Source organism: Blastocatellia bacterium (genome assembly GCA_025054955.1).
GTDB lineage: Bacteria > Acidobacteriota > Blastocatellia > HR10 > J050 > JANWZE01.
Genome location: JANWZE010000043.1, coordinates 20,313 through 32,637, shown reverse-complemented (window position 1 = coordinate 32,637; position 12,325 = coordinate 20,313). Strand labels below are relative to the sequence as shown.

The window sequence follows — 12,325 nt, the reverse complement described above, 5'->3', positions numbered from 1 at the left end:
TTTTATCTCGTCGCTGATGAGGATCTCGTTGATGATGATCATTGGGATTTTTGTGGGACAACCACCGGCGCGAACCGAGGCAGAGTCCTAGGCGTGTGCTCCCGGGCAGGCTTGTTCGCAAGCTGCTTTGGGGATGGTTGTCCGGCGTTGTTTTTCAGGAGGTTATCAGACTCTAAGCATTCTCACATGCTCACGCTCACACACCCTGCGGGCTGCTTACGTGAACATGCGGGCCGCTCACCTGAAACCGACGATGTTCCAAACAGGGCATCCGCTGGCGCACCTTTCGAATCTGCTCCAGATCGAGCGTCGCCCAAACAATCGTCTCTTCTTGCCCAGCCGCAGCGATGACGTCACCCCATGGGCCTACAATCAAACTATGCCCAAAACTGCTGCGGCGCTCGGAGTGCTGCCCAGTTTGAGCTGGAGCAAGAATGAATACCTGGTTTTCAATCGCCCGCGCTCGCAACAGAACTTCCCAGTGAGCTTGCCCTGTCGGCACAGTGAATGCCGATGGCACAGTGATGATCGCTGCCCCACCAAACGTTAGTGCACGATACAATTCAGGAAACCGCAGGTCGTAGCAAATAGTCAATCCCGCTTTGACGCCGTCAACGTCGGCCCAAATCAGCTCGTTTCCTGGTTCAACGAACTTTGACTCAACCAGCAATTGCCCGTCGGGAAGCACCGCGTCAAACAGATGCAATTTACGGTAATTGGCCGTCACCTCCCCTCGTGGACTAATCAACACGGATGAATTGTAGAGCCTCGTTGAGGCTGGATCAGGTTCCGGAATGCTGCCCAGCAAGATGTAAACATTCCAACGCTCGGCCAACTGGCAAAATCTGGCCACGATCTCTCTGGTGAGGGCCTCAGTCCAATCAACCTGCTCGCCCTCTTTGCGCAGGTAGCAGACGTTTTCAGGGAACAACACCCATCGGGCGCCTTTTTGGGCGCACTGGATGAGCTGTCGCTCGGCGTAGTCACAATTTCCGGCAACGTCGTCGGTCGAACACATCTGCACCAGGGCGACAACCAACTCGCGAGGGGAAGACATAACGTTTAAGCGTGTCGCTCCAAAGACGGGATATTCTCAGCACCTCCTGCTCGGCAGGATGACGTTCAGATGTCTGGGGCGGTCTGCCTGCGAGGGGGGATGGAGAATGAATAATCCAGGCAAATGATGTGGAAGGCCCACACCATCACCGCCCCAGGCATTTGAACATCACAACAACTCAACGTGTTCCGCGAATTTCTTGTTGCACTATTTTGTAGTCCTCCAATGCCCTGCAATACAATAGCATTTTTTCATGGCGAAAATCAATCGGTCGCTCTTCCGTCCTCCCGTTCCGTAACAAACTGCCAGGCCATATGCTCTACCCTACTCCGGCGAATCAATCGTCTTGCTGTTTCATAATGCGATTAGTTCGGGCGCTGAAGCCGCAGCGAGCCAAAGCCCTGTCAGGAAGGCCATGCTCGCTAGCATCCGAGCGATTGACCTCAACTCACGTCGGCAAATGTGTGAATGCTATGTCTAAAAGAGGAACTACTTTTTGAGGCTCTTGGCGAACTCAGCGACTTCTAAGAGGAGTTGATAGTTGATGCCCGTCTCCACGCCCATTTCATGGAGCATAAACACCAACTTTTCCGTGGCCGCATTGCCGGCTCCGGTCGGTGTAAACGGACATCCACCTAAGCCACCGACAGAAGCGTCAAAGATATCAATCCCAGCTTGCAACGCTGCCAACGCATTGGCCAATCCCAGATGGTTCGTGTCGTGGAAATGAGCGGCAAGAGGCCGTTCTGGCCATCGGTCTTTGGCTTGGGCGAAGAGGTCATACACCTGCGCTGGATTGGCGCATCCAATGGTGTCGGCCAGCATCACTTCATCGGCGCCCATCTGCCAGAGCTGCTGGACAATGGCAAGAACTCTGTCAACCGGCACGTACCCTTCAAAAGGGCAGCCAAATGCCGTGCCAATGGAGCCGCGGACGAAGAATCCGTCCGCTTTGGCTCGCTCGGCAATGGCGGCGAATTCTTTCAACGAATCGTCCACTGACATATTGACGTTTTTCTGGTTCATCGTTTCGCTGGCTGCGACTACCAGAGCAACCTCTTTGACTCGCCCCGTGGCTTTGGCCCGCTCGTAGCCACGAATGTTCGGAATCAATGCCATCATGCGTGTGCCAGCAGGTTGCTCAATGCTGGCCAGCACCTGCTCTGCGTCAGCCAACTGAGGAACCCACTTCGGATGAACGAACGAGGTGACTTCCTGTCGTCGGACGCCGGCTCGCGTCAGCCCATTAATCAACCGGACCTTCTGGTCAGTTGGCACAATCGTTTGAATATTTTGCAAGCCGTCACGCGGCGCGACGTCAACGATTTCGACTTTTTTTGGATAGCTCAGCCCCATAGCCATCTACTGAACCGTAGCCCTCTTCGAGGGAAATCCGAAGCACCAAATCCGAAATCCGAAACGTTTCGGATTTCGCGATTCGGATTTCAGGTTTCCCCGCAGAGGTTACAGATCACGAACCACGGATCACGGATCACGAACCACGAACCACTAAATTACCTTCTCGGCTACCAGTTGCTGGTATTCTTCGTCGGTCATACCAAGCAGGCCCTTGTAGACCAGTTCATTATGCTCGCCCAGCGTCGGGCCAATCCATTCCGTCTGCCCCGGCGTCAAGCTCATCTTGGGCACGAATGTGGGAAGCTTCACTCGAGCACCATCGGGCAGCGTCACATCCTCGAACATTCCGCGCGCGATGTAGTGTGGGTCTTTAACGATGTCAGCAATGCTGTAGATGGGGCCGACCGGCACTTCCGCTTTTTCCAAAATCTCCATAACCTCAGAAAAAGTGTGCTGCATGGTCCAGGCTTCGATGGTTGAATCAATGAAATCGGCATGTTCAACCCGGTCGTTGTTGTGAGCGTACTTTGGGTCATCGGCAATATCAGGGTGCCCGATGGTGCGCATCAGCCGTTTGAAGATGCTATCGCCATTGGCGCCAATGATGATGTATTTGCCATCTTTACACTTGTAGGTATTGGTCGGAACAATGCCGTCCAATTTGCTACCCGTTCGCTCGCGGATATGCCCGAACATATCGTATTCAGGCAACAAGCTCTCCATCACATTAAACACCGACTCATAGATGGAGACATCCACGACCTGGCCTTCTCCGGTTCCCTTCACATCGCGGTGGTAGACAGCCATCAGCAAGCCGAGCGCCGCGTGCAATCCGGCGAGTGAATCGCCCAGGCTGATACCAGCGCGAACCGGCGGACGGTCTGGATCACCGGTCACGTAACGAAGCCCGCCAATGGCTTCGCCGACGCTGGCGTATCCTGGCTTATGCGCATAGGGGCCTGTTTGCCCCCACCCCGATACACGAACCATAATGATGCCGGGATTGATAGCTTTGAGGTCCTCATAGCCAAGGCCCCATTGCTCCATACGGCCTGGTCGAAAATTCTCCAGCACCACATCAATGCCGCTGGCCACGAGCCGGCGCACGATTTCAGGCCCTTTGGGATGGCGCAGGTCCAACGTGACACTCTTTTTATTTCGTCCCAGAATGTACCACCACAGCGCCGTCCCTTTGTACATCTTGCGCCACGTGCGCAGCGGATCGCCGCCGTTAGGCGGTTCAATCTTGATGACGTCAGCGCCAAAGCCAGCCAGCAACACCGCCGCATACGGGCCTGCCAACAACTGCCCCAGTTCTAAAATCCGCAGCCCCTTTAGCGGCATCTCTGGACGGTTGACTTGAACATCATTTTGCCTGTGTTGATCTGCCATACATCCTCACAAACAAAATCAAACATGTCGTTGCAGGTAATCTAATGCAGTCTGCAACGAAACTACATCGCCATACTTGGCGTCAATATCAAATAAGTTTGCCTGATGCGGCTCGGGCGCGCGGTCGCCTACAGCCTCTTCAATCACGATGGTATGAAATCCCGACTGACAGGCATCCACCGCCGAGGCGCGCACACACCCACTGGTTGTACACCCTGTCAGTAAAACTGTATCTACACGCAAAGCGGTCAATGTTGACCACAGCGATGTTCCGAAAAACGCGCTGGCATATTTCTTCACCAGCACATGCTCGCCAGGCAGCGGGGCTAATCGCCGGTCAATCTCAACCAGCGTCGAACCGGCCTTGAGCACGCTCAGGGACGGCACTTTTTTAATGAATACGCCGGCATCAGCAAATCCCTCGTCGTAGCTCACGGTCGTAAAAAAGATAGGAATACGCTTCCCCCGCGCCACCTCCAGCACCTGTCGAGTTGCCTCAACTTCCGCGTCAAAATTCGCCGCCAGCGGCGACGATAAATCGGTGAAACCGTTGATAAAGTCAATGATCAGCAACGCCGGCCGCTGGCCAAATCCGACGCGTTGAGCAAACCCGCGCTGCTTGTAGAGCTCAACTGTTTGCTGCTCAGCCATTCCTGCTTCTTCTCCTTCTCATTGACAAGCTGCGGGCCGCCTCCTCGGATGAACTCACCCGGGCCGCGCCTCCATACCACAGATTTCACAGGTTTCCAGAGACCATCACGGAGTCTGTGTTACTGTGTAATCTGTGGCCCAGTAACAGCCCGAAGCTGAACGCAGCTCCGGCTGCTACAAGCAACATGCCAAGGCGACTGGCAAAGCGGCGTCGCGCCCTGCGGGCTTGCCGCCGCACTCCAAGGCGACCTACGAAGCCATCACACCAATGGGCTCCGGCGTCGGCCCGAACGTAAACATCGGCACTTCGCCCCGTTCGCGCCGCATCGAAGCGCGTAATGATTCGGTCGCCGCATGATCAATTTCCAATGTTGTTGGATCAAGGACGACGCCGTAATCACGCCGGGCTTTCTCTATTGAGACCAGCTTGCGAATCACGTCCTTTTGCACGCGTTCTGGCGGACGATCCAATGGGTCTTTCCACCCGCCGGCGCCCGCCGTGATATAAATCAACCGATCGCCTTTCTCCACCTTCACGCAACTGATCTTGGAAGGCAAGGCAATTCGCTCGCCATTCTTCTTGATGAGCGTCTTTTCCGAGTTCGTGCCCGGCAACCCACCGAGAATGCCCCACGGCATCGAGCGTTCACGGTCATCGTGAATGGCAATCTCTCCATCGGCTTCGAAGCGGTAAATTTTCAACACGCCATTACCGCCACGATGGAATCCAGCGCCGCCTGAATCAATCAATGACCCATACGCTTCAATCGTCAGCGGGTAGTAGCTCTCCAAGTACTCGGTTGGAATGTTCTCAAACAACGGCCACCACGAGTGAGCATCCAGGCCGTCTTCTACGGGCCGCCCCGGAATGCCGCCGAAACTGATCTCCATCAGATGGAAGAACTCGCCGTTTTCGTCATAACCGTTATAGAGCAGATAAGGACTCGTCCCATAACCAGCCGCTGTCGTCAGTTCAGGCGCTTGCTTACCCAGAGCGCCGCCTAGCACATCGAACAATCGCGCCAGCGCATGCGTGCGGCAGCCGAGCGCTGCCGGGAACTTGGGATGCAACAACGATCCTTCAGGCAGTGTCACGTGCAGAAGCGGATAGAAGCCGTCGTTAAACAAAATCTGCGGATCGAACACCATGATCAGATAGACGCCGATGAACATCTTGAACATCTCTTCATTGAGATAGAAGTTGATCGGCCCTGGCGCTTGTGGGTCTGTGCCTGTCCAATCGAAGTAGCCATGATCGCCTTCGCGCCAGATCGTGAGCTTCATCTTGTAGGGGCCGTTGCCGCGCCCATCATCATCCACGTAATCTTCAAAGCTGACCGGATGCTCCGGCAGATTCTTGGTGATCAGTTGACTCATCGCCCGATAGGTTCGATCCAGCAGCGCCTCAAACGCTTCATGCACCAGCGGCGTGCCAAAGCGGTGGCAGAGTTCCTTGACCCGTTTATCCGCCGTGCGGCAAGCGGCGACGATGGCCATCAGATCAAAATAGTTCATCGTCGGCGTGCGGGTATTGTTCATGATTAAGTCCAACACATCATGATTTGGCTGGCCGCGATCAAAGAGTTTGACCGGCGGAATGCGCACCCCTTCGCCGTAGATCGTCGTGGCGTCGGTCGGCAAACTGCCCGGCACAGGGCCGCCAATATCCAACGTATGACCAAACTGCGAGCCCCAGCCCACCAACTGGCCGTCATAGAAGATGGGCATCAACACCATCCAATCGTTGATGTGTGAGATGGCGCCGCGGCACTTGTATGGGTCGCTCATCAGAAACACATCCCCTTCGTTAATGCCCCGCTTCCACTCCTTGATGAAGCCGCTGATATACGAGCCAAACTGCCCGACAACCATGCGCCCATCCGGCGTACAGATCATCGGGAAACCGTCGTGCTGCTCGCGGATCACCGGCGACATCGCCGAACGGAACAACACCGCATCCATCTCATTGCGCGCGTTGCGCAACGCGTTTTCAATGATGTCGAGCGTGATTTTGTCGAGCTTGTTTCCATTCGTGTTCATATCAACACCTCTCCGGGCAAGCGATAAATGGCCAGGGCAGCGCCCGAACAGCGCATGGCCTTTCGGGCGCCGGCCGCCTCATGAACCATTCGGTCTGATCAGGATGTTCAGATACGGATCAACTTTTCCGTAATGATCCGGCAAGATCACCGTCGTCGAATCAGTCTGCATGATGATGGCCGGTCCTTTAATGACGTTACCCGGCCGCAGCTTCTCGCGATCATAAATCAGCGTGGGCAATGAACCACCCTGAAAATGAATGGCGTGCTCCTCGACAACGGCTTTGGAGGCATCTTCACTATCCAGATCAAATTTCTTCAACTCCACTTTTTTGACCTCGCCAATGGCCACCGCGCGCACGTTGACCACTTCGATGAGCGAGTCAATATTGAAGCCGTAATTGCGCTCGTGAATCTCCTTGAAATCGGCGATCAGCTTATCAATGCCGCCAGCCGAATCAAACTGTTCGGGACTGACTCGAATCGGAAATTCATAACCCTGACGATAGTAGCGCAAATCCACTTCAAACTCGACGCGCTGACGCTCCGGCGGAATCCCCTCGCTGCTCAGCCACTGGCGCGCCTGTTCCTCCAGGTGCAAAGCGCTCTGTTTGATCTCTTGCCAGTCAATTTTGTCGAGCGTGCGAATGCAAGTCTGAGCAAACTCATTCCTGATGTCTGAGTGGAGAAATCCCAACGCCGACAACACACCCGGCGTCGGCGGCACAATGGCTGGCCAGGAGCCGGCCAACCGCGACAACGCGTTGACGTGAAGCGGGCCAGCGCCGCCAAACGCTACCAACGCGAAATCGCGCGGATCATAGCCTCGCTGCACGGACACCAACCGAAGCGCCCCGAACATGTTTTCGTTGACGATGTCAATGATGCCCTGCGCCGCTTCGTACAAGCCCAAGCCCAGCGCATCGGCGATCTTTTGCACGGCTTGCCGAGCCAGCTCAACATTTAATTCCATCTCGCCGCCCAACAGTTTTGGCGGCAAATGACCGAGCACCAGATTGGCATCGGTCACCGTCGGTTCGGTTCCGCCCATGCCATAACAGGCCGGTCCAGGGTCTGCGCCGGCGCTTTGCGGACCCACGCGCAGCGCGCCCGTGATGGGCACGTGAGCAATCGAACCACCGCCAGCGCCGACGCTCTGCACATCCACCGTAGAGGCTTTCACCGGGTAATACCCAATGCGCGTCTCCCGCACCACATTGGGCGTGCCGCCAAAGCTAATGGCCACGTCCGTTGACGTGCCACCCATGTCAAACGACAACACATTCTTGTAACCGGCCAACTCGCCAATATAGCTAGCCGCGACCACGCCACCTGACGGACCCGACATCAACGTCGCCACCGGTTTTTCCGCCGCTCCTTCCAAACTCATCACGCCGCCATCAGAACGCACAATGTTGACCGTCGGCTCCAGCTTGGCTTCCTTCAACTTGTTCTTGATACCATTCAAGTAATGAGCCATTTTGGGCCGAACGTAGGAATTCATCACTGTTGTCAACGTCCGTTCGTACTCGCGAAATTCCGGCAATATGTCGGTCGAGATCGTCACTGGCAATGTTGGATACATCTCATGAACGATCTCCTTGACCCGTCGTTCATGCGCTGGGTTTGCATAGGAATTGATCAGTGACACGGTCAGCGCTTCAATGCCGGCGTCGTGTAGCTCTTTGACGTAGCGCCGCACCTCGGCCTCATCAAGCGGGCTGGTTTCCTGGCCACGCGCATTCATCCGAGCCGAGATGCCTCGCGTCAGTTCAAGCGGCGCCAGCGGCTCTGGCTTGATCATGATAATCCAGCCAGCCAGCGGCCCCGGCGTCTGTCCACGCGCCACGTGCAAAATCTGCTCAAATCCGGCGTTGGTGATTAACCCCACGCGCGCGCCCTTGCCCTCAAGCACAGCATTGGTGGCCACCGTCGTTCCGTGCAAAATCAAGCGAATCTCGCTCGCATCAATGTTGGCCAGCGCAGCGACCTTGCGAATTCCATTGAGCACACCAATGGATTGATCGTGCGGCGTTGAAGGCGTCTTGGCCAGGATCATCTCACCGTTGTTCTCGTTGAATAACAGCACATCAGTGAACGTGCCACCCACGTCAATGCCTACGCGATATGCCATACCACCTCCCTATTGTGTCCCGACATCAATAGCAATCATTGTTGCCTGTGTCAAGATGACGACTAATCAAATGCCTCGATAACCGTCCTAAAAGATCAATTTCAAGCCGAATTGAATCTGCCGCGAGTTCTTCGCCGTAGTGATCACCCCGAAGTTAGGGTTGATGTTGCGCCCGTCAGGGCCGGGAATGAACACGCGATCCGGCAGATTGAAATTCGGATGATTGAACAGATTGAAGAACTCGGCGCGAAATTGAATCCCGACGGTCTCTGTGATGTTGGTGAGCTTCTGAATGGTGAAGTCCACCTGCTGGAATCCCGGACCGTCAATGATGTTGCGCCCGGCGCTGCCCGGTAACGCTTGCCCGCTTTGCGGGCTCACAGGCGGCGCCCGGAAGACCGTCGTATCGAACCACCTGGCCGGGTCGCGCCGACTAGCCGGCAAGTTTGGATTGCCCACCACATCCGGGCGCGGGAACCGAAAACCGGCAGTTGCGCCAAGCGGGTGCTGCGGCGTCAACGGCTGTCCGGTATTCAACGAAACGATGCCGCCGATTTGCCAACCGCCAATGATCTTGGCAGCCGCCCCTTTGGCGTCGCCGGCCCAAGCTCGGCCCGGCCCAAACGGCAGATCATACAGAAAACTGGCCACAAACCGATGGCGTACATCCCAATTGGACCGACCACGTTCACAGCGCAAACAACGCGCGTCCTGCTCACGCGTCGGCGCGCCGCCCTCTTCTCGCGCTGACGAGACCGTGTCAATGGCCTTCGCATAGGTGTAAGAACCAACAAAGGCCAGCCCGCGTGAAAAGCGCCGCTCCATCCGCACAAATCCGCTGTGATAGGTGCTCGTCGCGCCGCTGGCCTCCTGAATGTAGAAGCTGAAATTGGGCACAGGACGCACGCCCGTGACGATGTTCTCTGGATTACCCGTGGTCAGCCGATTCAGGTTGATGCCGGTAGACCCGACATAGGCAATCTCCAAGACCATGTTGGGAGTCAGTTGTTGCTGAATGTTCAACGTGTAGTTCTGCACATAGCCGATCGGCATATCAATCTGCGGACTGATGCCGCTGATGGGAATGTTGTGCGGATCCGACACAGGACCGTAAGCGTCAGCATATCGGAGCGGCGGCAACGGCGCGCCAAATCGGGCAAAATCCAACAGCACAAGCTGAACCGTATACGGCAACAAATTGCGCGAATCGGACGATGCTGACCAATCACGAAGCGCATTGTAAATGCCATAGGCGGCGCGTAGCACCGTCTTGCCGGTCCCATACACGTCGTAGGAAAGCCCAAGTCGCGGCGCATAATTTCTGAAATCCGTCCGCGTGACAGAGCGACCCAAACCACGCGACTTCGCCGTGACAAATTTCACCGGCGGCAAGCCAAGAGCACGCAGCAGCGTGTTGTACTCCGTGACGAACCGACCATTGACCTCCGGCGGCAACGTATCGCCGGCCAGCACGATCTCTCCGGTGAATTGATCGAACACGGCCAGCCGGTTGTTGATTTCGTAGATTGGCGGGAAGACCTCATAGCGAAGCCCGTAGTTCAACGTCAGCCGGCGCGTCGCTCGATATTCATCATGAAAGAACACGCCAAACAAATTGGTGCGGAAATTGCCGGTCGTGTCGCCTTGCAATTTGACGATAGCAAACGGCCGATCCAACAGAAAATCAGCGCGCGCATCGCCGGTCACCGACAAAAACCCGCTGCCGAACTGCGGGAAGCCACGAGTGAAGAAATTCGAGAGCGTGTCAAACCGAACATGCCGGTAATCGGCGCCGAACTTCAGCGTATGATTGCCTCGTGTCCAGGCCAGGCTGTCGGAAATCTGATACTCATTGTTCTTGCGGAACAGCGGATTGAACACATCTGAGTCGCCAAACTGAGAAAGGGTCGGCACGGTGAAGGCCGGAAAACCACGGTCGCGCACGGCAATCTCTTGATTCACGCCGTTGAGTCGAGCGAAGTTCACATCCGTGTTGGAGGCCGTGCGCTTGCCGTCATAAAAATTCCAGCCCAGCCGCAGCTCATTGACCACGCGGTCGGTGAAGACCGTCGTCAAGCCGAGCGCCAGATTCTGGCTGTCGTCTTCAATCGGCGTAGCGAATCCTGGCGGGGGCGGCGGATCGAATGTCAAGATATTATCGGCAAACGGCAAGCTCTGGTCGCCACGCCCCCAGATGTACCGGCCGAAGAATGTATTCTGCGCCGTGAACCGGTGATCCACACGAACGACCACTTGATCGCGATCTTCAATGCGCGGGCTGACCGACACGTGATTGAGGCCGCGCTCGTTAGGCCGCAAATTCGGCACCGGGAAGAACCGATCAATGATCGTCCGCGCTATCGGCGCAATAGGCACTTGATAGAACGTGCGGCCACCAACGGTGACGGTGGGGAAATTCTGACCCGTTGCCGGATTTCTCACCGGATCGCGAAACAGGCCTTGCCGCTCCTCAGCCGTCAACAATGCCGACAGTACAGTCTCTTCCTTGCGGACGCGCAGCCCTTCATACGTGAAGAAAAAGAATGTGCGGTCTTTGACGAACGGCCCACCGATGCTCCCACCAAAGTTGTTCTGGCGAAACGCCGGAATCGGACGATTGGGTAGATCGAAAAAGTTCTTCGCATCCAGTTTGTCATTCCGCAAAAAGTGGAAGGCTGAACCGTGAATGCTGTTGGTGCCTGATTTGGTGGCGATGACGACTTGACCTGAGGCGTAGGTCCCGTATTCAGTCGAATAGGAATTTTGCAGCACGCGAAATTCCTGGATGGCCTCAATGGATGGCGTAATGGTCACCGTGTTGAAGTAGTGATCCTGCGCTTGAATGCCATCAATCAAATAAGCGTTCTGATCATTGCGTCCGCCGTTGACGACAAATCCCACGTTGCCAGAGCTGGCTGTATCAAATCCGCCGTTGCCACCTTCGTTCTGCGGTACTGTATTGGGAGCTAGCAAGGAAAGCTGAATGAAGTTGCGCCCGTTCAACGGCAGTTCAACGATCCGGCGATTTTCGATGACATCGCCAATGGTCGGCGTGGCTGTGTCTGTCAAGGGCGGCGCCGCCGTCACCTCGACGGTCTCCGTTGGAGCCCCAACTCGCAGTTCAATGTTGAGCCGGGCTGTCTGTTCAATCTGCAATGTGATGCCACGTCGGACTTCCGTCTGAAAGCCCGGCGCTTCGATTGTCAGATCGTATGTGCCAATCGGAAGAAACGGCAGCGAATAGGAGCCACTTTCGTTCGTCACCACGGACCGCTCAAGATTGGTGGCGACATTCCGCGCCGTGACTTTCGCTCCAACCACCACGTCCCCTTTCGGGTCTGTCACCGTTCCTTCGATATTGGCTGTCGTTCGTTGCGCCAACACGTCGGGGCCGCCATAGGCCACAGCGATCAACCCCAACACAACGATGAACACGCCTTTCATAACTTGCCGCATACGAGTTTGCCTCATACCAATTCCTCCCATTTTTCTTTCATACAAACCACGGGGGCGTTGAACGCCAGTGATTCGATGACTGGACAAATGACAGGCAAATCCGCAAAATGTTGCCGATGCCAACACCAAGAAGCATTGTGACATGCGAGTTGTTGCAATGTTCCCTCGTCTTTATACAATTGTTTCAAAATTCAGACAGGCGGCATTATGCTGTAAATCGAGCGAGGTTGTCAACTC

The 12,325-nt window shown here is 55.6% G+C and carries 7 protein-coding genes; all 7 read right to left on the bottom strand.

Annotated features, from left to right (window positions below):
* Positions 1–196: 196 nt before the first annotated feature.
* Positions 197–1,057, bottom strand: a complete 861-nt coding sequence (locus NZ823_05725) for a carbon-nitrogen hydrolase family protein (protein MCS6804631.1) — start codon at positions 1,055–1,057, stop codon at positions 197–199.
* 489 nt (positions 1,058–1,546) lie between these two features.
* On the bottom strand, positions 1,547–2,413 hold the full coding sequence (locus tag NZ823_05720) for a hydroxymethylglutaryl-CoA lyase (GenBank protein MCS6804630.1): 867 nt from the start codon (positions 2,411–2,413) through the stop codon (positions 1,547–1,549).
* 153 nt (positions 2,414–2,566) lie between these two features.
* A complete protein-coding gene (locus tag NZ823_05715; protein ID MCS6804629.1) occupies positions 2,567–3,808 on the bottom strand; it encodes a CoA transferase in 1,242 nt (413 codons plus the stop codon).
* Between the two features lie 18 nt (positions 3,809–3,826).
* Positions 3,827–4,459, bottom strand: coding sequence for an N-carbamoylsarcosine amidohydrolase (locus tag NZ823_05710; GenBank protein MCS6804628.1), 633 nt, complete (start codon positions 4,457–4,459; stop codon positions 3,827–3,829).
* Between the two features lie 249 nt (positions 4,460–4,708).
* Positions 4,709–6,499 carry a hydantoinase B/oxoprolinase family protein gene (locus NZ823_05705; protein ID MCS6804627.1) on the bottom strand — a complete coding sequence of 597 codons (1,791 nt, stop codon included), beginning with the start codon at positions 6,497–6,499 and terminating at the stop codon, positions 4,709–4,711.
* 78 nt (positions 6,500–6,577) lie between these two features.
* Complete coding sequence (locus NZ823_05700) at positions 6,578–8,632, bottom strand: hydantoinase/oxoprolinase family protein (protein MCS6804626.1); 2,055 nt, start codon at positions 8,630–8,632, stop codon at positions 6,578–6,580.
* Between the two features lie 87 nt (positions 8,633–8,719).
* Complete coding sequence (locus NZ823_05695; GenBank protein MCS6804625.1) at positions 8,720–12,088, bottom strand: carboxypeptidase regulatory-like domain-containing protein; 3,369 nt, start codon at positions 12,086–12,088, stop codon at positions 8,720–8,722.
* Between the last annotated feature and the right edge of the window lie 237 nt (positions 12,089–12,325).

Coding starts and splice junctions, on each gene's coding strand:
- NZ823_05725 (MCS6804631.1), bottom strand. CDS start 1,057: ATGTCTTCCCCTCGCGAGTTGGTTGTCGCCCTGGTGCAGATGTGTTCG.
- NZ823_05720 (MCS6804630.1), bottom strand. CDS start 2,413: ATGGGGCTGAGCTATCCAAAAAAAGTCGAAATCGTTGACGTCGCGCCG.
- NZ823_05715 (MCS6804629.1), bottom strand. CDS start 3,808: ATGGCAGATCAACACAGGCAAAATGATGTTCAAGTCAACCGTCCAGAG.
- NZ823_05710 (MCS6804628.1), bottom strand. CDS start 4,459: ATGGCTGAGCAGCAAACAGTTGAGCTCTACAAGCAGCGCGGGTTTGCT.
- NZ823_05705 (MCS6804627.1), bottom strand. CDS start 6,499: ATGAACACGAATGGAAACAAGCTCGACAAAATCACGCTCGACATCATT.
- NZ823_05700 (MCS6804626.1), bottom strand. CDS start 8,632: ATGGCATATCGCGTAGGCATTGACGTGGGTGGCACGTTCACTGATGTG.
- NZ823_05695 (MCS6804625.1), bottom strand. CDS start 12,088: ATGCGGCAAGTTATGAAAGGCGTGTTCATCGTTGTGTTGGGGTTGATC.